Origin of the sequence: Candidatus Accumulibacter meliphilus, from assembly GCF_036625345.1 — a bacterium.
Lineage (GTDB): Bacteria > Pseudomonadota > Gammaproteobacteria > Burkholderiales > Rhodocyclaceae > Accumulibacter > Accumulibacter meliphilus.
In genome coordinates, this window is the sequence record NZ_JAZKTZ010000002.1 from 89,394 (window position 1) to 114,950 (window position 25,557).

A 25,557-nucleotide genomic window follows, 5' to 3' on the forward strand; every position below is an offset into this window, starting at 1 on the left:
ATCCGCAGGCGTGCAATGCGAGAAGCACCGTCTCACCCGGCACGCAAGACCACCTCGACCAGGTGTTCGCGATGATCGTCCACCAGATGAATGCCCTGCTCGCCTCGTTCTTCGCCATCAACCGTGACGGTCATCGGAACCTGCGCACCCTGCTCGCCAATACCTTCCTGCGTAACGGCAATGTGATAAACCGTCTCCCGGTAACGGTAGTGAATCCTGAATGCCGGCCAGTTCGCCGGCACGCACGGAGCGAGAGTCAGCCTGTCCCCCTCCAGCCTGACGCCGAGAAGGGTTTCGACGATCAGCCGATACATCCAGCCGGCCGAGCCGGAGTACCAGGTCCATCCACCGCGCCCGGTGTGCGGCGCGAGCGCATAGACGTCGGCTGCCATGACGTAGGGTTCAACCTTGTAGGTGGCGACACCTTGCGCCGTAGTGGCATGATTCACCGGGTTGATCATGGCCGTGAGTTCCCATGCGCGCCGCGCGTCGCCCAGGGCGGCGAAGGCCATGGCTGCCCAGATCGCGCCGTGCGTGTATTGCCCGCCATTCTCCCGCACGCCCGGTACGTAGCCGCGAATGTAGCCGGGGTCGAGATTCGACTTGTCGAAGGGCGGATCGAGAAGCTGGATGAGCCCGTGCTCGCGGCGCACGAGCCGCAGGTCCACCGCCTGCATGGCCATGCGCGCGCGTAGCGCGTCGCCCGCCCCGGAGAGCACCGACCAACTCTGCGAGATTGAATCCAGCTGGCATTCGGCGTTGCTTGCCGAGCCGAGCGGTGTACCGTCGTCGAAGTAGCCGCGACGGTACCACTCGCCGTCCCAGCCATGACGTTCGAGATTCTGGCGCAGCCGCGCGCCCTCGGCCGTGCAACGCTCGGCGAAGACCGCGTCGCCGCGCGCACGCGCCAGGGCGGTGAAATGTCCGAGCACTTCACAAAGGAAGAAGCCGAGCCAGACACTCTCGCCCTGGCCGCCGATGCCGACCAGGTTCATGCCGTCGTTCCAGTCGCCCGAGCCGATCAGCGGCAGGCCGTGCTTGCCGAAGCGCAGACCGTGCCGGATGGCGCGCACGCAGTGCTCGTAGAGGCTGGCCGCCTCGGCGGAGCGCCCGGGCAGGTCGTAGTAGGAATCGTCGCCGGCGTTTACCGGACGGCCTTCAAGGAAATGCACCTCTTCATCGAGCACCCCGGTGTCCGCGCTGCTGCTCACGTAGCGGCACACTGCCAGCGGCAGCCACAGGTAGTCATCCGAACAATGCGTGCGCACGCCACGGCCCGACGGTGGATGCCACCAGTGCTGGACATCTCCCTCCTGAAACTGCCGGCTGGCGCAGAGCAGCAGATGTTCGCGCACCAGCCCGGGCTCGCAGTGGATCAGCGCCATAACATCCTGCAACTGGTCGCGGAAGCCGAAGGCGCCGCCGGATTGGTAGTATCCGCTGCGCCCCCAGAGACGGCAGGCCAGTGTCTGGTACACCAGCCAGCCGTTGGTCAGGACATTCACCGACGCGTCGGGTGTTTCCACCTGCACCGCGCCGAGCGTGTGCTTCCAGTACTGCCACACCGCTTCGAGTGCGCCGCGCGCGGCCAATGGGCCGCGAAAGCGCTGCACAAGCTCGCCGGCGTCATCGGCGTTGCGCCCGACGCCGAGCCGGAAGACGATTTCACGCGCCTCCCCGTCGGCCAGTTCGAAGCCGACCTGGATCGCGCCGCAGGGATCCAGACCCGCGCCCACCCTGCCGGACAGGTGCGCGCGGCGCATGGCAGCCGGATCGCCGAGCGTGCCGTTGCGCCCGAGGAATTCCGTACGGTCGCCGCTCAGGCTGCGCTGCGTGTCATCGACGTCGAAGAAAGCAAGCCGATCGGCGAATTCCGCGCTATAGGGATTTCTGGCGAACAGGGCGCCGCTGCGCCGATCGATCTCGGTGGCGACATGCATGGCCGTTTTCGCGGGCACATCCCCCAACACCCACTCGATATAGGCGGTCGCGGACAGTTTGCGCGGCCGCCCCGATTCGTTGCGCACTTTGAGCACCGAGAACTTGACCGCGGCGTCGATGGCCACGTAGATCCATAGTTCGGAGCGAATGCCGCCGGAGCAATGTTCAAAGACGCTGTAGCCGAATCCGTGCCGGCTCACATAGGGCGCCGCGGCACGCACGGGTAAGGGCGTCGGCGACCAGAAGTGGCCGCTCTCTTCGTCGCGCAGGTAGAGGGCTTCACCGCTGGCGTCGCAGACCGGGTCGTTGTGCCACGGAGTGAGACGGAATTCGTGCGCGTTCTCGCTCCAGGTGTAGCCGACGCCGCTCTCCGAGACAACCGTCCCGAAGCCCGGATTCGCCAGAACGTTGACCCACGGTGCCGGCGTCACCTGGCCGGGCGCCAGGGTGATGACATATTCGCGCCCGTCCGGGGTGAATCCTCCCAGCCCGTTGAACAGGATCAGATCGCTGCGCGCCGTCTCACTGGCGCCAGTCGTGTCGGGCCGATCCTCACTGCGCTGGGCGCGCGTCACCACAAGCCGGGGTACGCGCGGCTCTGCGAGCCGACGATAGTCGAGTTGTTCGGCCAGCGTTCCCCGGCCGTCCGCGATGACGGCACGCGCGACCGACTGCAGCAGAACGCGGTCTTCGCTGCTTAGGTGCTCCGCAGACCTCACGAAGATGCCGCCCGGCCGGTCCATCACGCTCGCTTCGACGCCCGAGGCGATGAATGCCAGGATCTGTTCCTGCAAGCGCTGGCGATAACCGGCGTGATCCTCGTTCCAAATCACCAGGTCCACCGCCAGTCCCTTCAGGCGCCAGTACGCGTGCGCCTGTACCAACTGGCGCACGAGATCGATATTGGCAGCATCCCCGATCTGCAGCAGCACGATCGGCAGATCACCGGAGATGCCGTAACCCCACAGCCCCGACTGCCCGCGGCGATTCGTGCTCAGCACAGCCGCGTCCGCGCGCAGCGAAGGGTTGGCGTAGATGACGGAGCTGGCCAGACGCGCGTAGAGCTGCGCATCGGCCTCACTGGCGTTGAGCTGGCGAAGCACCACCTGGCTGTGCGTCCAGGTCAGATCGAAGACGCGGTCCGAGAGGTGCCGGTCCTGGTATTTCTCGACCAGGCTCAAGGCCATGTCGCGGGAGCTGCCGATGCCAGAAACGATGTCGATGGTGGCCGTTTGCTCGGGATCAAGCGCCAGCGAACAGCGGATGGCGACGATCGGATCGAGCACCGAACCCTCGCTGCCGGAAAGCGCCGCGGGGTCGCTCATCACCAGGGGCGCAGCAGAACTTCTGCCACGGCCGATAAAGCGCAGGCGATCGGTCTCGTAGGACACCTCGCCGATATCGGCCCCGTGCGCGGTCATCAGGTGGAACATCCAGGGCGCCTGCTCGCCGCGCGAGCGGGGCCGACGGGTGCACAGGATCGCGCAGCAGTCGCGCAGAATCTCGGTCTGCACGAACAGATTGCTGAAGGCCGGATGCAGGACGTCGGCGGCCGGCGGCGCGATCACCACTTCGGCATAGCTCGTGACGTCGATTACCCGGCGTTGTCGCGATCGGTTGGTGATGCGCACCCTGCGCAACTCGATGTCATCCTCCGGCGAGACGATGATCTCGGTGTGCGTTTCAAATTCGCCGTCTTCAGCGCCAGCAGCAACGGCAGCAACGGAATCGCGGCGGCGAAACTCGGCTCGCCCCTCGGAAAAGATCGCTTCATAGTGCTGCGGGCGCTTGGCCGTCGGCTGATAGGCGGTCGACCAGAAGGCAGCGCTCTGGGCATCGCGAACGTAGCAGACAGTGCCCCAGTGATCGCCGCTGGGATCTTCGCGCCAGCGCGTGACGGCGAGATCCTTCCAGCGGCTGTAGCCGCCGCCTGCTTGGCTGACCATTACGTGATAGCGGCCGTTCGACAACAACTGCACCTCCGGGATCGGATTGTCGGGGCTGCTGAACACCCGGATCGGCGTTTCCGCCGCAAGCGACGGCGAGCGGATCGCCGAGAGTTGGGCGGTGTGCGTAAACAGGGCCGTCGTCCTGGGAATGCGCTCCTGAAGCAGCAGCATGACCGCCTGGAACAGCGGCTCCGCTTCGAACCGCCGCTGCATCGGACGCTCCAGCACTAGATAGGCCAGCGCGAGAAGACTCATGCCCTGGTGATGGGCCATAAAGGAACGCACCACCACGTGCGATTGCCCGCGGCGCTGCCGTGAAGGCGTGTAGTCGATCGCTTCGAAGAAACCGAACCTGCCCATGAAGCCCTCGGCGGCGAGCCGCTGCAGATTCAGGCAGGCCTGCTCGGGCGCCACCATCAGCGCCAGGGCCGAGGCATAGGGGGCAATAACCAGATCGTCTGCCAGTCCGCGTTTGAGTCCCAGGCCGGGTACCCCGAAGGCACGGTACTGGTAGTTGAGATGCACGTCGACCGTGTTGTAGCCCGATTCCGACAGTCCCCAGGGTACGCCGCGCAGCTGCCCATACTCGATCTGCCTGGCAACCGCCCCTTTGCAGGTCTGGTCGAGCAGCGTGTTGTCGTAGGTCGGCATCACCAGCAGCGGCATCAGGTACTCGAACATCGAACCGCTCCACGACAGCAGAACCGGTTCTCCGTCGCTGCCGGTGAGCAGGCGCCCCAGGGCGAACCAGCTCTCCTGTGGCAGTTGCCCCTGCGCAATCGCCACGAAGTTGCACAAGCGCGCTTCCGAGGCCAGCAGGTCGTAGTAGCCCGAGTCAACACGCCGCTCGGCGACGTTGTAGCCAATGCTCAACAGATGGCGTGACTTGTCGTAAAGGAAGTCATATTCCATGCGCGCGAATTGCAGGCATTGCAGTGCCAGTTGCTCGATCGCTGCCATCCTGTCGCCGGCCCGGCCATTACCTGCCATGGCCAGTTCGCGCAGCGTCGGTATTGCAGCGCCAGCGGCAAGCCCCTCTTGCGCACCCGGTAGCGACTGCAGAACTTGCCGCGGAGCAAGGAAGCAAAGCTCGTCCAGGGCCTCGCGGCATTGACGCGCAAGCGCCGGCGCCCAGCCCTCGTCGCGAGCTTTTTCTTCCTGCTCGGGCGCCGTGATCTCCCCGCCATGCGGACGTCCCGCGACCAGGGCGGCAAGTTCGGCGGCGCTGCTCGCCAGACGCGCGAGGCATGCGCGCGCCGCCGTGAGGCTCTCGGGACGGGCAGCCGACGCCGATTCCAGTTCCTTCCGAAATGCCGTCGCCTGCGCCGCAGCCACTTCGTCCGCGTCGCCGAGAAGAATCCTGAGCGTGTCGCCCAGGCCTTCGAACAGCTGCACCGGTAGTATCCTGTCGTCGGCAAGGGCCAGCAGACCCGCGCGCAGGGTCAGCAGATGGCCGGCAAGGTTGCCGCTGTCCACCGTCGAGATATACCGTGGCAGCAGCGGTTGCAGCGTTTGCGTGTCGTACCAGTTGTAGAAGTGCCCGCGGTGTCGTTCCAGAGCGTCCATCGTATTCAGCGTATTCGCCGCACGCTCGAGGACTTTTCCGGCCACCAGGTAGCCGAAGTCGTAGGCCGACAGATTGGCCAGCAGCGCCAGCCCGATGTTGGTCGGCGATGTGCGATGCGCCACCGCGGCAACGCGATACTCCTGGACATTGTCCGGCGGCAGCCAGTGGTCGTCCGGGCCGACGAAGCGATCGAAGAACGCCCAGGTGCGGCGCGACAGCGCACGTAGAAAGAGCGTTTGCTCGCCGCTCAGGCTGGCCTTGCGAGGCGCCAGCGGGCGGCTGATCCACCAGGCAATGAGCGGCGAGGCGAACCACAGGAGCAGGATCGGCCCGGCCACCGCCAGCACCGCCGGGCTCGATGCCGCCAGGTACATCGTCGTCACCGCGGCCATCGCCGGGGCAAACCACATCGTCCGAAAACAGGCTGCAAGCGTGCCACGGTCGCGCTCGCCCGCCTCGCGATCCGCTTCCCCCGACGGATTCCATTCGAGCAATCGCGAGCGTGTCAGCAGCATCCGCCAGGCCGTGCGCGTAATCGCCTGCAGGCTGAAGAATGCCTCGTACGGAAGGCAGGCGAGTTCGAACAGGAGCTGCATGAAGTGCCGGTAAGCCGAGCGCGTGATGCTTGCCAGGTGCTGCCTCAGGAGCGCCTCCTCGGGCTTGCGGAAGACGTCGAGGAGAGTGGCGCAGAGGGGCGGAAGCAGCATGATGGCGATCGCTGCCAGGGTCCACAACCAGGCCGGCGCAAGCAGCGTCCATCCCGAAAGCAGGAGCAGCGTCAGCGCCGCGGGGACGAGACTGCGCCGCAGGTTGTCGAAGAGCTTCCACTGCGACAGCATCGAGAGCGGGTTTTTCTGCCGCCTGTTGTCCGCCCCGACAGTCGCGCCCGGAACGCGCCTGCGCAGCCACCCCGCCAGCTGCCAATCGCCGCGGATCCAGCGGTAGCGCCGGCTCACGTCAGCGCTATAGCGGATCGGGTAATCCTCGTACAGGTGCACATCGCTGAGCAGTCCCGCGCGTGCGTAACACCCTTCCAGAAGATCGTGGCTAAGGACGCGATTCTCGGGGAAGCGCCCGCCAAGCGCTTGCTCAAAGGCATCGACGTCGTAGATTCCCTTGCCGATGAACGAGCCTTCGCCGAACACGTCCTGGTAGACATCCGAGACCGCGCGCGTATAGGGGTCGATGCCCGGCTCGCCTCCATACAGGCGCGCATAACGCGAGCGGTTCGTCGCCGGCAGGCCGATCGCCACGCGCGGCTGCAGGATACCGTAGCCCGCGGTGACTCGCCGCTTCGCTGCATCGTAGGCAGGGCGATTCAGCGGGTGTGCCATGGTGCCGACGAATTGCCGCGCCGCATCGCGCGGCAGTTGCGTATCGGTGTCCAGCGTCAGCACGTATTTGACGGACGACAGGAGCGCGCGATCGCCGACGACAAGCGCAAAGCCGTTCCCGGTGCCCCCGCGGAGCAGCGCGTTCAGCTCGGCGAGCTTGCCGCGCTTGCGCTCGTAACCCATCCAGAGCCGGTCCTCGGGGTTCCAACGTCGCGGGCGATGGAAGAGGAAGAAGAGGTCACCCCTGATCCTGGTCCCGTCACCGCCGTACTTCGCGTTCAGCTCGCCGATCCTCGTCCCGGCCAGAATGACCAGCGCATCGTCCTCGGGGAGCGACTCCTGCCGGGCATCGCGAAAATCGGTCAGCAGGCCGAAGTGCAGGCGTTCATCGCGATTTGCCAGAAACCTGACTTCCAGCGCCTCGACCAGATCCTCCACGCCGGAAGCGCTGGTAAGCATCGTCGGGACGACGACCAGAGTGCGTGCGTCGGCCGGGATACCTTCGCTGAAATCCATTCTGGGCAGGGGATGCGGCGCCACGAGCAGCGTTGCCAGCCAGTTCACCAGCGCTACGCCCAGTTGACTGGCAGCCAGCAGCGAGACGATGCCGATCGGCACCAGCAGCCAGCCCGGCGCCCCGGCGGCAAACGCCTGCGCCAGCAAGCTTGCCCCGACGATCACCGTGATCAGCGCGATGCCGCCCAGGTACACCAGTGAGGGGAAGCGAGCTGCCGTTTTGCGCAAGGCCTCGGCGCCGGAACGGCGCACCTGCGCCGCGCGCTCGAGTTGTGGCAAACCCTTGTCGATCAGGTAGTAGCCGACGTGCCCGGCGCGATGGCTATCGCCAGCGCCGCCGCCAGCAGCGATCGCGACTGCGCCCATGCGCGCCAGCTCGACCGCCTTGCGGGCGACCTCGCCCTCGGATAGGCAAGCCTTCTTCGCGATCCTCTCGATGGCATGGCGGTATCGATCGCGGGTGGCGAAATCCATCCGCCCATAGGCGCCGCCCGGATCCTCACGCAGGGTGTTCTCGACGACACTCTGGGTTTCGACGAAGGTGCGCCAGTCCGTCGCGCCGAGGACCCGGAGACTGCCGATGCTGTTGCTGATCGAGACCTGATCGGCGGCCTGCTGCTGGTTCTCCGCTTGCACGAGGTGCTCGATGGTCAGACCCGATTCCGACAGGCGCTGCTCGATCCAGGTCAGGGGCAGTGCCAGAGTGGGACCCCGTCCCTGCAGGCGCCGCGCGAGTTCGGCGACGAAGCCGCCGACCATCGGAGGATCCGAGGACGCCATCTCGGCGATCACCAGGATCAGGCTCTTGGGATCGCTGACTGCCGTCTCCGCCATCCGCTCGGCCCAGGTAGCGGCCAGGTTTCGCTCGGCCCAACTGGCTGCGATGCGCACGCCGACGCGACGCAGATTCTCGATCACTGCCAGGCGGAGCATGATCGGGATCGCCCACAACTCGCCCAGCCGCATCGGGCTGATGCCCTGGTAGGCCGCCACGAAGCCGCTCAAACTGTCAATATCCACGCGGCCATCGCCATGCGCAATGGTCTCCAGCGCGATGTCGTACACCCGCGGACGCCCGACCGAAGGCCCGTGCGCCAGGCGCGGGAGTTCGCGGCTGTAGCCCTTTGGCAAGTGCCGCTTGGCCGTGCGGATCTGCTCTTCGATGAGATAGAAATTGTCGAGCAGCCATTCCCCGGCCGGCATCATCCGGCGGCTCTCGGTGGCCGCCGTCGTCAGCAGCTGGCACACGTCAACCAGGGTTCTTTCGTTGTCTGCCAGCCGAGCCAGGAGCCGGTCCGGTGCCTGGCCAGCAATCAGCGTGTGCGCGGCCGCGAGCACCTCGCCGTGCAGCGCCATTTGATCGGCGCTGTACAACTCGGAGCGAAACGGGGGTTCTGCGTCGGGCAAGCTCGTCCGTAGCCCCCCTGCCCCGCGAAGCCGAGCCATCAATGGCCGAAAGTAGCTGCTGAGCTTGCTGTCGACGTTCAATTCGAGAGGTCCTTTTCTGAAAAGCGGAATCGCCATGCAGGGCAGCACGGCGAGGGATGTGTGCCGCCTACTCTCCCAGCAGTTCCGCCACCGGCTCGAGTTGCTCCACATGCTGAGCCACCACTTTCAGGATCACCGTCAGCGGGATGCTCAGCAGCATTCCCCAGATGCCCCACAGCCAGGCCCAGAAGAGCAGCGAGACGAATACCGCCGCGGTGTTCATCCTGGCAATCCGGCCGGTCATCCAGGTGGTGACGAAGGTGCCGACGAAAGTGGCGACCGCCAACGAAGCACCGGCGGGCAGCAGCGCCATCGACAGACTGCCGAACTGCAGGAAGGCGGCCATGCCGATGGCGGCGGCAGTAAGCGCCGGACCGAAGTAGGGAATGACATGCAGGAGGCCTGCGGCCACGGCCCAGGCGCCAGCGTTCTCGAGACCGATCCAGCGCAGTGCTAGCCAGGTAAGCAGCGCCACCAGCACATTGGTCGCCAGGAGCATGGACATGTAGCGCTGGACCGAGGCGTTGATGTCATCGAGGATGCGAACGGTGATCTTCCTGTTCGCCAGCGTCGGACCCGCGAGTCGCACCAGCTTCCTCTTGTAGGTGTCGCCGGACAGCAAGAGAAAGAAAGTCAGGAAGAGTACCATCGCTGCCTGGCCGATCAGTCCAACGGCGCCGACGGAGTTGGCCCACAGGAAGTCGCCGAGTTTGAAGCCGGGGGTGTCGATAATGACGCGCGTTGCCGGCCGTCGGGGGTTTGAATCAATACCTGCCGCCTGGCTGGTCGCCTTCTCGATCTCGCTGGCAGCGGTTTGCACCTTCTGCATGGTACTGGTCTCGCCCTTGCGCACACTGGCGAGGCCGGTCGACAACTTGCTCACCGCCGCAGGTACCTGATCGAGGATCGTCTGAAACTGCCCACGCAAGGAGTAGGCACCCAGAGTGAGCGCACATACGACCCCCACCATCACCACGCTGCTGCCCAGCGCGCGCGGGACCCTGATTCTTTCCAGCCAGACGACCAGAGGATTCAGGGTGTAGGCGAAAAGAAGTCCGAGCAGCAGGGTAATGACAAAAAGTTGAGCCCATTCCAGTGCGAAGACCACGGCTAGCGTGGCGAGGACGGCCAGCGACAGATTCTGCGTGCCCGACCCGATACGAAGCGTCGGCTGGGGCGCGTCGGACGCCGCCGTAGCTTCGCTGGCCGGGGACTCGGCATCGCGGTCCGCGGTGGATCGCGCGGCAGGCAAGTGCAAAGGCATCGCTAGGGCCCCGGATACTGCGGGTGTTTGGCGGCTGAGCGCACGCTAGTCACTCATCGGCCTGGCTGCGCGAGTTCGTTCGAGCGCGGCCGGCGCTCCGCGGCCAGCGCCGGATTGCATGCTCCGGCGGTGGCCGCGAATGGTCATCGTGCCAGCGCTCACTTGACCAGCATGTCGTTCTTGACGGAGGTGACGCCGCCGACGCTGCGGGTCACCGCAACCGCTTTGCTGATCGCCGCCGGCGAACTCACGAAGCCGCTCAATTGAACCGCGCCCTTGAAGGTCTCGACGTTGATCTCGGCGGACTTCAGGCTGGGCTCGTTGAATATGGCGGCCTTGACCTTGCTGGTGATGACGCTGTCGTCCACATACTCGCCGGTCCCCTCCTGCTTCGCGGTTGACGCGCATCCCACGGCGGAGACCAGCGTTACCGCCAGGAACAGTGCGGAAAGATACTTGCCAAGTTGTTTCATGATTGATTCTCCTGATTGAGGTTGAACAGAACTTCCAGATTCCGGCGCGCCATCGCTACGCCGCGCCTCGACAGCGACCTTCGCCAGGACTTTCGGCCTAGCGAAGGCCGCGTGAAACCGCGTGGTACACCAGCAACAGCACGCTTGCGCCGACAACGGCTACCAACAGGCTGTAGAGGTTGAATCCCCCGACGCCAGCCATCCCGAAAGTATTGAAGAGCCAGCCGCCGCCCGACTCGGCAGCGGGTCGAGTTCTCAACCGCAGCGTAGTCAAAATGACGAACACCGTCTGTGCGGTGGCGCACATCCGGCAGTGGGGGGAGGCCCGCGTGGCGAGCGACCCGGGGTGGTGTCACGCCCTGAAGCGGACGGCCCGTCCGTCGCGCCGACCAGCGCTGCGTGCGGACTTTGCCCGACGCGCAGGGCGAACGCACATGCAGGCACCGACACCCGCGCAAGCGCCTATGTCTCCTAGCGCACAGAACTTGACCCCCGTTTGCTACTAGACTCCCTACATCGACACTAGGCATCGCCTGTTTGATGACCAGGAGTCGCAGGACGAACCGAAGCTGGCTCGCCTATCAGCGGTATCAACCACAAGTCAGGAGTTCACGATGAACAAAGATCAAGTCAAGGGCGCAGCAAAAGACCTGGGCGGCAAGATTCAGCAAGAGGTCGGAAAACTGGTCGGCAGCACCGAGCAGCAGGCAAAGGGATTGAAAAACCAGGCTGAAGGCGAACTCCAGGAACATGTCGGCGACCTGAAAGAGAACCTCAAAGACGCCAGGGACGCGGTCAAGGACGCCTTGAAACCGTAGCCGCTATGGGCATCGCTGCCCTTCGCTTGAACGAAGAAGCCGCCATTGCCGGCTTCTTCGTTTCCTGTGCTCATAGGCGCGGCACGCGCTATCAAGGCCAGGCTGCCAGGCGAAATCATTGTTAATGGCAAAGCTATCTGCAGCGTCACTCTGACATTTCGATTCAGGTGACCGCACTCACTCAGGGACGGCAGGATGACTTACTGTGTTGGCGTACTGCTGGACGAGGGCATGATTTTTGCGTCGGATTCGCGAACCAATGCCGGTATCGACAATTTCGCGAAGTTCTGCAAGATGACGGTATTCGAGCGCAAGGGCGAGCGGGCGATAGTCCTCCTGAGTTCTGGCAATCTCGCCGGCACCCAGGCGATCATCAGCGTCTTGACCCAGCGCGGCGAAGATCCCGACAACAAGGCGTCGCTGTGGAATGCGCGCACCATGTTCGACATGGCCAATCTGGTTTCCGACGCCATGCGCGACATCGAACGGCGTGATGGTCCGTCTCTGGAAGCGAGCGGCATCAGCTTCAACGCGTCGTTCATCCTCGGCGGGCAAATCCGCGGCGAAGGGCAACGCCTGTTCCGCATCCATGCCGAAGGCAACTTCATCGAGGCCGGTGGCGACACACCCTATATTCAGACCGGTGAAACCAAATACGGCAAGCCGCTCATCGACCGGGTCATCGTCGGTTCGACAAACCTTGCGGACGCCGCAAAGTGTATTCTCGTGTCGTTCGACTCGACGATGCGCAGCAGCCTGTCGGTTGGCATGCCGATCGACCTCATCTGCTACGAACGTGACAGCCTCGAAATCCGAATGCGACGCCGTTTTGCCGAAGGCGACACCTACTTCACCTCCTTGCACCAGAGCTGGAGCGAAGGCACTCGCCGTGTGTTTCGAGAACTTCCAGCCCTGGTCTGGTGAGTCATTGCGGTCGCCAGCCAGCATCCCGGAGCACCTGCGCGACTTCCATGTCGTGACCTGCGAGCATGGTGGCAAGCGCATCCCCGCCGCCTACGTCGACCTCTTTCATGGCTGGCAGGCCCGCTTGTCCAGCCATCGCGGCTACGATCGCGGCGCCCTGATCATGGCGCGCGATCTCGCCGCGGCCCTGCAGGCACCCCTGGTGACATCGACGGTGAGCCGCCTGCTGGTCGATCTGAATCGATCGCTGTCCAGTCCACAAGCGTGGTCGGATGCAACGCGTGCGCTATCGCCGACGAGCAAGCAGGCGATCGTATCGCGCCATTACGCGCCCTACCGGCAGCGGCTGATGAACACGGTGGCGGAAGCGGTAGCGGCCGGGCAGCGGGTGATCCATGTTTCGTCGCATAGCTTCACCCCGGTCCTCGACGGCCAGGTCCGCAACGCCGACATCGGCCTGTTATATGACCCGGCACGACCAGGAGAGGTGGCGGTGGCGGCCCGCTGGAAGGCAGCATTGGCCGAACATTCGGCCGAATTGCGCGTGCGCCGGAATTACCCGTACCATGGGAAGAACGACGGACTGACCACTGCCATGCGCCGCTGCTTCGCGCCCAGCGAGTATGTCGGGATCGAGATTGAACTCAACCAGGCGTTGGTGCTCTCCCAGCCGCGCCTGTGGCGGCAATTGCGCCGCGCCGTAGTGACGACGCTGGCGTCGGCACTACGCTGACGACCCACGGCGTGCCTTGCTCTCCATGAACTCACCTACCACCAGGAAGCTCCCATGAAAATTCGCATCGGCTATGACATCGTCTATGCGTGCGCGCAACCGACCCCGATGATCCTGATGCTCGACATCCACTACTCACGGATGAATGACGTCGTGGTGCCTGCCCACCTGATGACCGATCCCGCGCTACCAGTGGTTGCCTATCGCGACGGCTTTGGCAACTGGTGTAGCCGAATCGTCGCCCCGCCCGGCGAGATCCGCATCTTTGCCGACGGCGTCGTACGCGATTCGGGCCAGGTGGACGATATCGCTGCGCAGGCGCAACAGATCGCCCTCCAGGACCTGCCGGAAGAGACGCTGGTCTTTCTGCTCGGCAGCCGCTATTGCGAAACCGATCGACTGTCCGCCGAGGCATGGCGTCTGTTCGAGCACACGCCGCCCGGCTGGGCGCGGGTGCAGGCGATCTGTGATTTTGTGCACCAGCACATCCAGTTCGGCTACCAGTTCGCCCGTTCGACCAAGACGGCCTGGGATGCCTACAACGAGCGCGCCGGCGTGTGCCGCGACTATGCTCATCTGGCGATCACCTTCTGCCGCTGCATGAACATACCGGCCCGCTACTGTACCGGCTATCTGGGCGACATCGGGATCACGCCGGTGCCCGGTCCGATGGACTTCTCCGGCTGGTTCGACGTCTACCTCGGCGGCCGCTGGTACACCTTCGACGCCCGCAACAACGTTCCTCGCATCGGACGCATCCTGATGGCGCGCGGCCGCGACGCCGCCGATGTGGCGATGGTCACCAGCTTCGGACCGAGCGTCCTCAAGAGCTTTCTCGTGCGCACCGACGAAGTGTCCACGGCCTAGTGCACGCGCGGCGCTGCCATGCCTAGCATCGTATCGTTGACCTGCTCGTCCGCCATCGGGCTAATGGCTCGCCCACGCCGGCGCGCGTTCGCGGCATGCCGGGCGCAAGCGGAGGCGCCGGACCTGGATGGACTACAGGTCCCGCCGACCACGTCCTCCTACTTGGCGGTGGACGCGCAAGCCGCGGCGGACACCCGCATGACCGCCAGCAAGAATGCGGCAAGATGCTTGCCAAGTCCGTTCATGATTGATTGTCCAGATCGAGGTTGAACAGAGCATCCCGAACGCCGCGCAAGGCAGCGTGGTACACCAGCAGCAGCGTGCTCGCGCCGACGACGGCCACAAGCAGGCCGGGAAGCTTGAATGCCCCGGCGCCGGCCATCCCGAAAGTATTGAAGAGCCAGCCGCCGAAGAGCGCGCCGACAACCCCGAGAACGATGTCCATGACGGCGCCCTGCCCGCTTCCGGCAACGATTCGGGCAGCGATGAGCCCGGTGATGAGCCCGGTGATGAGTCCCAGTACGGCCCATAGTAGTAAAGACATGATTGCCTCCTGTATCTGCAGCTGTCGGGCCTCACGATTTCCAGAATCCAGCGACGGGGCCCAACAATCGCTGAAGCATCACCACACCCGTTCGCACGCCTGTCAGCCGCACGCCGCCATGAAATTCCCCCGCAGGACTTGACACGCGACGCTGGCGGAATGAAGCCAGTGCAGGGTCCAGAGTCGGTCGCGATATGAGTCCGGTGAAGAAAGGGCCTGCCTCGGCGATCTGACGTAATGGGCAATGCCGCCCGGCGCATGGCCTTGATCGGATCAGGCGAGCTGTTATGGTCGCTAGTCCTTGTTACGCTCTTCAAAGCGCTTGATCTGCGCCTCGGCCTCGTCCTTGCTAGTGCCGTAGGTCTCCTGAATCCTGTCCACGAGTTCGACGCGCTTGCCGGCAATCAAATCGAGCTGCTCTTCGGTGAGGCAGCGCCACTGCGCTTTTATCTTGCTCTTGTACTGTTTCCAGTTCCCTTCGACGACCTTCCAGTCCATATCAAGCCCCTAGTGTTCATTACCCGAACGGCGAAATAGCCGACCGGCCATCATCATCCTGCGTCGCAGCAGGTGCTTCGCCACCAAGGCCGCGTACACGGCGACCAGCGGGGAACAACCCACACAGGTGGACGGATTTCCTGGCAACGCCAGCTGAGACGGCAAGTCTGGGCGCATGACCCAGCGCAGTCTGTACGGTGGCGTACCAGGCTAGCTTGCAGCGACCGTACCGCCGCTATTACTCGTGCTCCCAACGGAAATCGACCGTATTGAGCGCTGTTGCGTCGACGGCAACGGAGCGCTCGATCGCCTTGCCGGCGTAAGTGGCGACCACCCGATACTTGCCCACCGGCAATTTCGCCAGGAACCACGGCCCATCGGCGATCGCCTCGAGAAGCGTCTTGCCGTTCCCGTCAGCGATGGCAACCCGCACGTTGCTCAGAAATGCCCCGGACGCCATGGCGAATACCAGCTTCAGATTGAACTCACTGACATGTTCCCTGAGCCGCTGCAGCGACTCATCGCCCACACCGCCCGACACATAGGACAAACCACCAGCCTCGTGGACAATGGGTCCATCGCCAGCTCTGGCACCGGTCGCGAATGATCCAAAGGTGATCGCAGCGATCACCACGCCGGGGAGGAGAAATTTTTTGTTCATGTCGAAACTCCGATTGATGGGCCGAAGCCCTGCTGTGCATGTCAGGAGGAAGTTGCGCCGCGTCGTGCTTGCAGTGCGCATTGCAAAATCCGATCGCGTGCCATGTTGTGGCGACGAAGCCCCCGTCGTCTGTTCGTTAGCACACAGAAAACCGACGGAGACAATTGCGGCGGGGCGAGCGTCATGTGCTTCGGCCAACGCCGCGGTGACGGGCGGCAGATGCGTTTCCCCGCCGTCGCCGGACATCCTTCCATTGTGCCGGCTCCGATCGAGGCCATCACCGGCCAGCCGGGGGGGGCGCTTGACGACTGCGCTGGCGCTAAAAAGGTCAGTGGGCCGAGAACTTTGCTGCTGATACGCATCAACGGCGCCCTGTGGGCCAGGAAAAGTAGCCGCGCTAGGCGAGCGGAAAAAGGGGCTGCGTGGCGCATGGAACGCATTTTTGTGTACGCCAACGTACAGACCGTTCAGCCTGATACGAGTAGCTTGGGAACCGGTGACTTTGCGTCACCCCATTTGTACGATTCGCCCTATTCGCGCGAATCGTGCAAATTGGTCATTGGACCCATTCCGGAGGAAGCTACATGAACAGCATCATTTATCTCGTCGGCCTAGTCGTCATCGTCCTCTTCGTCTTGTCGTTTCTTGGCCTTCGCTAAGGAATAACGGCGTTCGCCACAGCTTCCACAAGCCGCGCCCGCAGTCGGGACGCGAACGCCAAAAGCCAGCACCCGCCGATAAGGTACGGCACGGCGGAAGCCGCGCGCAACTTCTCGACGACATCGGCCGCATCCCGGGCTTGTTCGATGTCCGCCAGCAGGATCACAAGTTGGCTGGAGGAACAGGGCAACAAGCGGGCGCGAGGCACCTGCCGGGGGGGCCAGGCGAATCGCGCCGGGCATCACTTCTTGCCGACGTCGTGGCCGATCACGCCGCCGACCGGGGCGCCGCCGACGGTTCCAACGCTGCTGCCATCCGGAAGATTTTCGACTCCGATGGCGTCGGCGCCGGCGTCGATGCTGGTATCTTTGTCCAGCGCCACCATGTCCGCACAAGCAGCAAGGCCGAACAGAACAGCCGCAGCGAGTGCGCTGAACCTAACTCTCCGAATCGTTTTCATGGGCTTGCCTCGTGGTGATGGAGGGGGTTTCTGGCGGGTCCTGCCGTCCGCTACCGCTACCGCTACGAACTGCGGAACAAAGCGTTCGTTCGGCCACGCGGACGCTGCTTGCAAGCGTCGCGCATCGCCACGGCGCAATTGCCGCACATTTGCCACACATTTTGCCACGCATGTGCCGGCCCGGATCACTTCAGGCTACGCAGAACCGCTGTCTCGGTCTGTCTGCCAGCGCACATAGTCGCCATCCAGGCGAGTGCTGGCTTGTGCCAGGCGGCACCGGGACCGGGGCGATCGGCCAGGCCAGCAATCAGCCAGCGCATAGAGAACACCGAATAGAGAACCTTCTCTGCACGCTGGCGCGCATGGTGCTTCGTCGACGGCTACCAGCGCTCAGGCGAGTTCGTTGATCGCGCTCTGGATGGCGTCGTCCACGAGCTGCCGATCAGCGGCGCCGTCGCCAAGGATGGTCTCCCATTGAAGGCGCACATAGCTTGAACGGCTGCGGCTCTTCAGCACCAGAGTTTGCCGTCCACGGGCCTCACCCGATGCGAAGTCGGTGGCGTAGCCGAGCAGGTCGTGCACGCCGTTTTTGCAGATTCCAGCCTGGACGGCGGCGATGATCGTCGCCATGCGCCGATGAAACTCCAGAGCGACTTCGACAGTGAATTGATGCTTGTCCATGCGGGTTCCGGTGATGGGTTGACAATGCGAAACAGGCGCGCAACAGGCGCGAAACAGGCGGCGGTGGCACGCGTGAGCCCGATCCACCGCTTCTCGCCATGAGCGTGCAACGAGCCTGCGCCGAACGCCCGCCTGCGTCCGTGCGCTGCTGCACATAGCCAATACGGGGGCGTGTATAGTCAACACCCCTTGAACCTTCAATGCCAGTACGTCTGCGAGCTCGTCCAAGCGCTGCCGCTGACTGCGTGAACCGCCATGCCCCTGCGTCCCCTCACTTCTGCCACCCATGACCCGCGCCAGAACCGCCTGCTCGCCGCCCTGCCGGCAGACGAATACGCGCGCCTCCTTCCCAGTCTGGAACTGGTCCCGATGCCACTCGCCGAGTCGCTCTACGAGTCCGGTATCCAGATGCGCCATGTCTATTTTCCCACCACCTCGATCGTCTCCCTGCTCTATGTCATGGAGGACGGCTCCTCGGCTGAAATCGCCGTCGTCGGTAACGAGGGGATCGTCGGCGTGTCCCTGTTCATGGGCGGCGAAAGCACGTCGAGCCGGGCCGTGGTGCAAAGCGCCGGTCACGCCTACCGCTTGAAAGGCCAGTTGCTGAAGGATGAGTTCTATCGCGCCGGCCCGATGCAGCGCCTGTTGCTGCGCTACACGCAGGCGCTTCTGACCCAGATGGCGCAGACGGCGGTATGCAACCGCCATCATTCGCTAGACCAGCAGCTGTGCCGCTGGCTGCTGCTCTCCCACGACCGCCTGCCCTCGAACGAGCTGATCATGACGCAGGAACTGATCGCCAACATGCTCGGCGTCCGCCGCGAAGGCGTTACCGAGGCCGCCGGCAATTTGCAGCGGGCCGGGATGATCGTTTATCAGCGCGGGCACATCACCATACTCGACCGGGCGGCTCTGGAGGCGCGCTGTTGCGAGTGCTACGCAGTGGTCAGGAAGGAGTTCGAGCGTCTGCTCCCCGAGGTGATCGCCCGCTAGGGCAAAGCGCAGGATCGAGTGTCTTCGCCGCCGCTCCTGTGGCATCGCACGCAGCACGTGTGGCATCGCACGCAGCGCGAGGCAGCCCTGCTGTGTGCGCTACCGCCCGGACAGTCGTCAGCTTTCACTCCACACTTCGTGCCATGACGTTTTCGTCCGGGCGAGACCGTTCGCTGCTGCTTCCCATCCGACACCGAGATAGCAGGCTCCCTCCGGTTGCCGGTTTCTTCCCTGCATCGTGAGGAGCGAGGTGCCAACAGCCATGGCCCCTGCCGCCGTTAATCGACTCATCGAGGCGCTGCCGTACAAAGACCGGCGACGCCTTCTGGCGGCCTGCGAGCCGGTCGAACTGACCTTTGCCGACGTTCTGGCCGAACCCGGCGAGCGCATTCATCACGTCTTCTTTCCCACGACGAGCTACATTTCCCTGGTCACGCCGATCGACGGTTGCGCCAGCCTGGAGGTCGGTCTGGTCGGCGACGAAGGCATGCTCGGGATCTCCCTCATCCTCGGGGTGGATATTTCGCCGCTCAGCGCGCTGGTCCAGGGCGCCGGCCTTGCGCTGCGGATGGAGGCAGCGCCGTTTCGCCGCGAACTCGGTTTCAGTCCACCACTGCAGTGGATGCTCAAGCGCTACCTGCATGTGGTGATGGGCCAACTCGCGCAATCCGCCGCCTGTGCCCGCTTTCATGTCGTGGAAGCGCGTCTCGCCCGTTGCCTGCTGATGACGCATGACCGGGCGCAGTCGGATGCATTTCATGGCACCCACGAATTCCTGGCCTCGATGCTGGGAGTGCGTCGGGTCGGTGTGACCAAGGCCGCCACCTCACTGCACAACCGCAAACTGATCAGCTACAGCCGCGGACATATCACGATTCTCGACCGCAGCGGCCTGGAAGCCGCTTCCTGCGGGTGCTACGAAGCCGACAACGCCACTTACGCGCGAGGAATGGCTTAGACAGCATCTTGATGCAGGCTTCATGCAGGCTTCATGCGGTCGTGCACGGAAGTACCGCGGCGACGCCAGAGTGACGAACACAGCTTCGTCCGGCCAGGGCCTGTTGTGGGCGGCAGGTTCGCAATCGCCTTGGCGAGGCAAACGGCAGCACGCCGCTCGATCGCCGACTATGTGCCCCAGCAGACAGACGCCGAAGGCGCTTCACCCTACGCTCAACCATCCGAGTCAGCATGCCTGCAATCGATGTCCGCAGGATGGCTGTCTGGAGCGGCCGAAATCGCGCTCGGGGAAGCCATTAGTGAGTAATGCTCGAGCGGGTGCGAAGGACCAGTAAGACAACATTCAAGAAAGAGGTAATTCCATGGAAAAGACGCAGAGAGTCACGCTCGGTGCAGTGGCCACAGCAGTACTGCTTGCCCTCGGTGGTTGTTCCGGCATGTCGACGCAGGGCAAGAACACCGCCATTGGTGCTGGTGTCGGTGCCGTCGGAGGGGCCGTTCTTACGGGCGGCAGTGTGCTCGGAACCGTCGGTGGCGCAGCCGTTGGCGGTGTTGTCGGCCACGAAGTCAGCAAATGACGATCGACCTGCAGCGCCCACCGCCCTGCGACCCGGCGCAAATCGGCCGCTCATCATCCTTGCTCCGCCACGGCCTCGATCAGTTGCTCACACCCGTCACGGGCAGATGGTCCACCAGGAGAGCGCAGCAATGAAACTCGAAAAAAAATCCCTCGCCACAGCCTTGCTCATCAGTCTCAGTGCCTTGCTGCTGGGCTTGTCCGCCTGCCAGAAAGAGGAGGGCCCGGCAGAGAAAGCTGGCAAGGAAATGGACAAGGCGGTCGACAAGATCGGCCAGCAGATCGAAAAAGCGGGTGAGAGCGTCCAGGACGCGGCCAAGAGCGACAAGAAATAGACTCGGCAACGGGGGCGCCGCGGTAAACCGCGGCGCCCCCGTTGCCGTCAAGCGCATCTGGCAAAAACACGGACAGCAAGAGGCTCCAAAAATGAAACGTCTTCTATTCGCCGCAGCGCTCGCCGCAGCGCTCGCCGCAGCGCTCGCCCCGGCGCTTGCGGCCGATGTGGCCCTGTCGGTAAGCATCGGTCAACCCGGCTTCTATGGTCACCTCAACATCGGTGGCTATCCGCAACCGCAGCTGATCTACCGGCAGCCGATCATCATCGAGCAGGCGGCGCCTTCACGGCGCCCGATCTATCTGAACGTGCCCCCTGGCCACGCCAAGAACTGGCGCAAACACTGTCGCGCCTACAACGCCTGCGGCGAGCGGGTCTATTTTGTGCAGAACAGCTGGTACCAGCGCGAGTATGTTCCGCAGTACCAGGAGCGGCATAGTCATCGTCGTGAGGAATATCGCGGCGACTACGGCCGCCGCGACGGCGGCGAGGACCGGGACGAGGATCGCGGCAAGCAGAAGAACAAGGGCCACGGCGAGCACGACAAGCACGACAACCAGGGCCGGGGGCACTGAGCTATCCGAGCGACGACATTGAGGTCGACAGCGTTAGCCAGAAGCCGGAAAGCGGACCGTGCTTGGCGATCCGATTTCTGAAGTGAGCCCTGCTCCCCTCCTCCGCGCACCTGCCTTCACGACCGCTGGCTCAGTTCTGCGGACAGGCCCTCGCAACAGCAGTACTCCGCGACCGGTCGCGCCGCTCGACAAACTTGAGCATCAGCAGCAGAAGCGTACCCACGGCCATCACCCCGGCCGCCAGGTACAGGCCCGCGGCGTAGCTGCCGAGGCTGCCGGCGAGCCAGCCGGTGACTGCCGGGGCGATGATCTGGGCCGCACCGTAGGAAAGCGTCATCTTGCCCATCATCTTCGCCGGACGCGTCGGATAGTAACGCCCGGCCATGGTCAATACCAGGCTCACCATGCCGATGAAGGTGCCGCCAAAGAGCAAGGCACCGGCCAGCGCAGCCACCAGGCCGTCGGCCATCACCGGCAGCAGGATGCCGACGATCTGCAGCAGGGCCGCCAGAATCAGCGCGTTCAGCTCACCGGTACGGCGGGCGATCAGGTCCCAGACGATGCACGCCGGCGCCGCAGCCGCACCAAGCGCCAGGAAAACCAGCGTGCCGCGTCCGGCCAGACCGGGCAGGTGGTCGATGATGGCGACGATGAAAGTCGCGCTGACCACGTAGCCGAAACCGGCACAGAAATAGGCGGCCATCAGCAGGCGCATGAAAGCCGCACTCGGCGGCTTATCGAGCATCTGCTGCCCGCCTTTGGTGACCGTGCTGCGATCGGGTGGCGGCAGCCAGCGCAGCGCCGGGATCAGCAGCAGGCTGCCGATCAGAGTGAAAGCGAACCACTGTTCTCGCCAGTCCAGCCAATCACTCATCAGCGCGACCGCGGCCGCACAACCGGCGATGCCCAGGCCGATTCCAGAAAAGTGAATACCGAGTTCGCTGCGATGATTGTGGCGAATCAGCCAGTTGAGAATCAGTCCGGTACCGAGCAGCATGCCCGCGGCGCTGCTCAACCCGGCGATGAAACGTGACAGTGCCCAGATCGTCACGTCAGTGGTCAGGCCCATGACCGCGGTGCTGAGCACGGCGACCACCAGGCCGATCCGGTACAGGCGATCCTTGAGCACCAGGTCGCTGATCAGCGACGCCACCACGGCGCCGCTCAGGTAACCGGCGTAGTTGATTGCCGCCAGCCAGGCCGCGGCCTCGACGCCAAGCCCGGCCTGTGCCTGCATCAGCGGCAGTAGCGGCGTGTAGGCAAAGCGCGCGACGCCGAGCACCAGCATCAGGCTGCAGATGCCGGCGCCAAGCACGTGTAGACGTTCCATACGTTCCAGGCGTTTTTGCTGCTCGTTCATGTGCAGATCCTTGCGAGTTGATGGCGCCACGATAACTGCTCTAAACTATCTGCACAATTGAATAGTCAAGAACGTTTCATTCTCTAAAGGAGATATATGGATGGAGCTGAGCGCCCTTCGTACTTTCGCCGCCGTCGTCGATGAAGGCGGCATTCTGGCCGCCTCGCGCAAGCTGAACACCGTCCAGTCCAACGTCACCAGCCGCATCCGCCGGCTCGAGGAAGAACTGGGCGCTACGCTCTTCTTCCGCAGCGGCCGCGGGGTGGCGCTGGCGCCCGCCGGACGAGTACTGCTTGACTACGCGCGGCGCATGCTGCACCTCGAACGCGAGAGCGGCGCCGCCGTTCGCCTGGTCGGCGATGGCGTTGGCGAGTTGCGCATCGGCAGCATGGAGACCTTTGCCGCCTTGCATCTGCCACAGGCTCTGAAAGCCGTTCGCGTCGGACATCCGCGCCTGGAACTGCGCATCGAAACCGATACCAGTGCGACGCTGGTCAACAAGGTGCTGACCCACAAGCTCGATTGCGCCATCGTCGCCGGTCCGATCGAGCACCCGGATCTCCGCTTTGATGAACTGCTCGTCGAGGAACTGGTGCTCGTACATGCCGCCGACGCCGATCCGCGCTTGCAGCCGCTGATCCTCTTCCGCGAAGGTTGCGCCTACCGCACCCGCGCCCTCGCCTGGCAACGCAGCAGCGGCCACGCCGTCGCCGAGGCCATGGAATTCGGCACCCTCGACGGGATTCTCGGTTGCGTTTCCGTCGGTCTGGGATGGACCCTGATGCCGCGGCGGGTCGTCGAACAATCGACGCATGCCGCCGACCTGGTCGTGCAGACACTTCCTGAGGAGATCAGCCAGGTGCCCACCGGCCTGATCTACCTTGCCGAGGCGCCGCCGATGGCGGCGCTGCAAACGCTTGCCCAGGCTGTTGCCGGCGCCACGAGATAGAGACCCCGGTGTCAGCCAGCGTCGCAGATACGTTCTTTAAAACAAACGTATGAAAGCTCCGCTTGCAAAAATCTCGAACAATGGCCACAACACCGGTCTGTCCCCGAACACTCGCCGGATATAGGGCATCTCGTTATACACAACTCACTCAGCATAAGTTGGCCGCCGGATGGGCCCTTGGCAAATTCCTCAACCCCACGTAGGAGGTAGACCACCGCACGGCAAGGGAGGCGACATGGACTTTTTCCTCCATAAGCACGAAGAGTCAATCCTGGGTGTGGTCGAAGGATTCGAGCGGATCATCTTCAAGGGCTACCTGACCTCGATGTTTCCGGATGGTGCGTTTGGCCGCTACCTGTCCAAGCGAGGCGTGCTGCTCAAGGATGCCGGGAAGTTCTTCGAAAGCGAAACCAAAACGCTCGTCGAACACGCCAAGACGAGCGCCGAAGAGGCGGGGCGTCCCTACCTCTTTCTCGCCTCCGCGCACACGCACGCGAGCGGTCGATCGAAGGAAGCGATGGCCCGGGCCATCGCTGAGCAAGACGGCATCAGCGAAGGCCTGGTCTGCATCTTCTCGGTCCTCGAACCGTGCCTCTCGTTCGCCGTCGCCGGCAATCGCAAGACACAACGTCTGGAAGTCGTCCGGCGCAATCGCCGCTGCCTGCACCTGTACTGGTATCTGATCGACCCGGTTTTTGGCTGGATGCACGTGCGTATCCAGACCTGGGCACCGTACGCCACTCAGATTTACGTCAATGGCCGGGAGTGGCTGTGTCGGCAACTGCCGCAAGTGGGTGTCGCCTTCGAGCGGAGTGACAACAAGATTCTCTGGGTGTCGGATTTCGAAGCCACCGCGGCACTTGCCGAGCAGTTCAACCACACCGACTGGCCTGCGTTCCTGATTCGCCAGGTGGCCAGCGTCAATCCGCTCTTGCCGGCCATCGCCGCGGCGAAGTTCGACGGCTACTGGTTTGGCATGGACCAGGCAGAAGTGGCCACCGATCTCCTGTTCAAGTCCAGAGCTGATCTCGAACGTATCCACCAGGACCTCGTCCATGCCGCCATCACCGGCTTCGGTGCCACGGACGTCATGCGCTTTCTTGGCCAAAAACCTCATCACCTCTTCACGGGCGAGGTCGTGATCGACAGCAAGAAGCGGCCCGAAGGTTGCCGGATCAAGTTCCGTATCCGACGCAACTCCGTCAAACTCTACGATCATCTCAACGTCTTGAGAATCGAGACCACCCTCAATAATCCGGCAGAGTTCAAAATCCTCACCTCGTCCGAAAATGCCGAGGGTCAGGTCGTCTGCCGGTGGTCGCCGATGCGCAAAGGGGTCTCGAATTTCTGGCGCTATGCCGAAGTCGCTCACGGTGCCAACTCGCGCCTGATCGACGCCTTGGCCAATGCTCCTCTTAAAGGTCAGGCGATCGAGGCCATCGATCGCCTGTGCCGGTCACAGAGCAAGGCCGGTCGGCATGTCGCCGCTTTCAACCCGGTCACCGCGGAGAACGTCGCTCTGTTCACCTCGCTCCTGGCCGGCGAGTTCGCCATCAATGGCTTCCGCAACCGCGATCTCCAGGGCAAGCTTTACTCGGCCCCTGCCAATAACCCCGCCGAAATCAAGCGGCGTACGCATCGAACCAGCCGCTTGATCGCCAAACTGCGCGGCCATGGCTTGATCGCCAAAGTCACCAACTCTCGTCTCTACCGGGTCACGCAAAACGGTGTGAAAGCCATGTGGGCCGCCGTCCGCTGCCGCCGTATCGACTTTCCAGCCGCTTTCAACATGTCAGAATCATTCGCGCAATAGAGACAAGTCCTGCGGGGGAATTTCATAGTTTCAAGCCACGCTCCCGGTCGCCGGGGAGCGTGTCGCACAGCAAGCCAGCCGCATCGCGTTATCGGCCGGTTTCAATCCTCGCTCCCCGTCGCCGGGGAGCGTGTCCGCTCGCGTCTAAGTGCTTGTACAGGCAGCGATTCCTGATCGCTTTCCGCGAACCTCGACGAGAACGGGGTACTGCTTTCAAAACCGAGAGACTCCACTACTACTTTCCCTTGAAAAACAACAACAAGCAGGCCGCGCGATCCTCCCGCCCATTCTTCACAGCTGGGGGTTCGCGCAGCGCTGCGGACAATCTACACGACCAGCGGCGCGTCGTAGTCGAGTGCGCGAAAGTGGCCGTACTCGCGCACTTCGCAACCACGGGTCTCGGCCAGCCGATAGAGGCGCAGACAATCCACTTCGACCTTGATCTCGGCGAGCAGCCGCCGCTCGAGGGCTTCAAGCTGCATGAGGTTGACCTGGCATTCGAAAACCGATTTCTGGACCCGCTGGCCAGTGCTCTCGCAGACTTTCGCGACGCGACGCAAGCGGCGACGGCCTTCGCGGGTCTCGGTGCTGACGTCATAGCAAACAATCACCAACATTGGC

Annotated in this window: 22 protein-coding genes; 11 read left to right on the plus strand and 11 right to left on the minus strand. The window is 63.7% G+C overall.

Annotation, left to right across the window (positions count from 1 at the left end):
• Window positions 1-32: 32 nt before the first annotated feature.
• From V5B40_RS03900 to V5B40_RS03915, 4 genes are all read right to left on the minus strand, one after another.
• Complete coding sequence (locus V5B40_RS03900; protein ID WP_332353703.1) at window positions 33-8,753, minus strand: GH36-type glycosyl hydrolase domain-containing protein; 8,721 nt, start codon at window positions 8,751-8,753, stop codon at window positions 33-35.
• A gap of 109 nt (window positions 8,754-8,862) precedes the next feature.
• Window positions 8,863-10,059, minus strand: coding sequence for an AI-2E family transporter (locus tag V5B40_RS03905; protein WP_332353322.1), 1,197 nt, complete (start codon window positions 10,057-10,059; stop codon window positions 8,863-8,865).
• A gap of 158 nt (window positions 10,060-10,217) precedes the next feature.
• Window positions 10,218-10,532 (minus strand): BON domain-containing protein, encoded by a 315-nt coding sequence (locus V5B40_RS03910; protein ID WP_332353323.1) that lies wholly within the window; start codon window positions 10,530-10,532, stop codon window positions 10,218-10,220.
• Window positions 10,533-10,629: 97 nt separating this feature from the next.
• Complete coding sequence (locus V5B40_RS03915) at window positions 10,630-10,791, minus strand: GlsB/YeaQ/YmgE family stress response membrane protein (protein WP_434735827.1); 162 nt, start codon at window positions 10,789-10,791, stop codon at window positions 10,630-10,632.
• A 355-nt stretch (window positions 10,792-11,146) separates the two neighbouring features.
• Between V5B40_RS03915 and V5B40_RS03920 the strand changes: the two genes are divergently transcribed.
• The 4 genes from V5B40_RS03920 to V5B40_RS03935 all read left to right on the plus strand — a co-directional run bounded on the left by V5B40_RS03920 (window position 11,147) and on the right by V5B40_RS03935 (window position 13,874).
• Window positions 11,147-11,350: a CsbD family protein gene (locus V5B40_RS03920; RefSeq protein WP_332353324.1), complete on the plus strand. Its 204-nt coding sequence runs from the start codon at window positions 11,147-11,149 to the stop codon at window positions 11,348-11,350.
• Between the two features lie 195 nt (window positions 11,351-11,545).
• Window positions 11,546-12,274 carry a peptidase gene (locus V5B40_RS03925; RefSeq protein WP_332353325.1) on the plus strand — a complete coding sequence of 243 codons (729 nt, stop codon included), beginning with the start codon at window positions 11,546-11,548 and terminating at the stop codon, window positions 12,272-12,274.
• 4 nt (window positions 12,275-12,278) lie between these two features.
• Window positions 12,279-13,007 (plus strand): N-formylglutamate amidohydrolase, encoded by a 729-nt coding sequence (locus V5B40_RS03930; RefSeq protein WP_332353326.1) that lies wholly within the window; start codon window positions 12,279-12,281, stop codon window positions 13,005-13,007.
• A 54-nt stretch (window positions 13,008-13,061) separates the two neighbouring features.
• Window positions 13,062-13,874 carry a transglutaminase-like domain-containing protein gene (locus tag V5B40_RS03935; protein WP_169065570.1) on the plus strand — a complete coding sequence of 271 codons (813 nt, stop codon included), beginning with the start codon at window positions 13,062-13,064 and terminating at the stop codon, window positions 13,872-13,874.
• Window positions 13,875-14,115: 241 nt separating this feature from the next.
• Here V5B40_RS03935 and V5B40_RS03940 read toward each other — a convergent pair whose 3' ends face one another.
• The 5 genes from V5B40_RS03940 to V5B40_RS03960 all read right to left on the minus strand — a co-directional run bounded on the left by V5B40_RS03940 (window position 14,116) and on the right by V5B40_RS03960 (window position 17,378).
• Window positions 14,116-14,418 carry a GlsB/YeaQ/YmgE family stress response membrane protein gene (locus V5B40_RS03940; RefSeq protein WP_332353327.1) on the minus strand — a complete coding sequence of 101 codons (303 nt, stop codon included), beginning with the start codon at window positions 14,416-14,418 and terminating at the stop codon, window positions 14,116-14,118.
• Window positions 14,419-14,712: 294 nt separating this feature from the next.
• Window positions 14,713-14,916: a general stress protein CsbD gene (locus V5B40_RS03945; RefSeq protein WP_169065566.1), complete on the minus strand. Its 204-nt coding sequence runs from the start codon at window positions 14,914-14,916 to the stop codon at window positions 14,713-14,715.
• A gap of 238 nt (window positions 14,917-15,154) precedes the next feature.
• Window positions 15,155-15,823, minus strand: coding sequence for a carboxypeptidase-like regulatory domain-containing protein (locus V5B40_RS03950; RefSeq protein ID WP_332353328.1), 669 nt, complete (start codon window positions 15,821-15,823; stop codon window positions 15,155-15,157).
• A gap of 655 nt (window positions 15,824-16,478) precedes the next feature.
• Window positions 16,479-16,697 carry an osmotically-inducible lipoprotein OsmB gene (locus V5B40_RS03955; protein ID WP_169068439.1) on the minus strand — a complete coding sequence of 73 codons (219 nt, stop codon included), beginning with the start codon at window positions 16,695-16,697 and terminating at the stop codon, window positions 16,479-16,481.
• 390 nt (window positions 16,698-17,087) lie between these two features.
• Window positions 17,088-17,378: a hypothetical protein gene (locus V5B40_RS03960; RefSeq protein WP_332353329.1), complete on the minus strand. Its 291-nt coding sequence runs from the start codon at window positions 17,376-17,378 to the stop codon at window positions 17,088-17,090.
• A gap of 255 nt (window positions 17,379-17,633) precedes the next feature.
• On the opposite strand from V5B40_RS03960, the gene V5B40_RS03965 reads away from it, so the two are divergent.
• The 5 genes from V5B40_RS03965 (at window position 17,634) to V5B40_RS03985 (ending at window position 20,814) form a co-directional block, all read left to right on the plus strand.
• Window positions 17,634-18,371, plus strand: a complete 738-nt coding sequence (locus V5B40_RS03965) for a Crp/Fnr family transcriptional regulator (protein ID WP_332353330.1) — start codon at window positions 17,634-17,636, stop codon at window positions 18,369-18,371.
• Between the two features lie 262 nt (window positions 18,372-18,633).
• On the plus strand, window positions 18,634-19,329 hold the full coding sequence (locus V5B40_RS03970; protein ID WP_169068436.1) for a Crp/Fnr family transcriptional regulator: 696 nt from the start codon (window positions 18,634-18,636) through the stop codon (window positions 19,327-19,329).
• A gap of 361 nt (window positions 19,330-19,690) precedes the next feature.
• On the plus strand, window positions 19,691-19,906 hold the full coding sequence (locus tag V5B40_RS03975) for a glycine zipper 2TM domain-containing protein (protein WP_169068435.1): 216 nt from the start codon (window positions 19,691-19,693) through the stop codon (window positions 19,904-19,906).
• 130 nt (window positions 19,907-20,036) lie between these two features.
• Window positions 20,037-20,240 (plus strand): hypothetical protein, encoded by a 204-nt coding sequence (locus V5B40_RS03980; RefSeq protein ID WP_332353331.1) that lies wholly within the window; start codon window positions 20,037-20,039, stop codon window positions 20,238-20,240.
• A gap of 91 nt (window positions 20,241-20,331) precedes the next feature.
• Entirely contained in the window at window positions 20,332-20,814 is a 483-nt protein-coding gene (locus tag V5B40_RS03985; protein ID WP_332353332.1) for a hypothetical protein, read from the plus strand.
• A gap of 130 nt (window positions 20,815-20,944) precedes the next feature.
• Here V5B40_RS03985 and V5B40_RS03990 read toward each other — a convergent pair whose 3' ends face one another.
• The gene (locus V5B40_RS03990; RefSeq protein WP_291996071.1) at window positions 20,945-22,174 is read right to left on the minus strand and encodes a YbfB/YjiJ family MFS transporter; all 1,230 of its coding nucleotides are present in this window, start codon (window positions 22,172-22,174) and stop codon (window positions 20,945-20,947) included.
• 100 nt (window positions 22,175-22,274) lie between these two features.
• Between V5B40_RS03990 and V5B40_RS03995 the strand changes: the two genes are divergently transcribed.
• Window positions 22,275-23,123 (plus strand): LysR family transcriptional regulator, encoded by an 849-nt coding sequence (locus V5B40_RS03995; protein WP_291996072.1) that lies wholly within the window; start codon window positions 22,275-22,277, stop codon window positions 23,121-23,123.
• A 235-nt stretch (window positions 23,124-23,358) separates the two neighbouring features.
• Entirely contained in the window at window positions 23,359-24,936 is a 1,578-nt protein-coding gene (locus V5B40_RS04000; RefSeq protein ID WP_332353333.1) for a hypothetical protein, read from the plus strand.
• A gap of 326 nt (window positions 24,937-25,262) precedes the next feature.
• On the opposite strand, the gene cas2 is transcribed toward V5B40_RS04000, so the two are convergent.
• Window positions 25,263-25,553, minus strand: a complete 291-nt coding sequence (cas2, locus tag V5B40_RS04005; protein WP_332353334.1) for a CRISPR-associated endonuclease Cas2 — start codon at window positions 25,551-25,553, stop codon at window positions 25,263-25,265.
• Window positions 25,554-25,557: the final 4 nt, after the last annotated feature.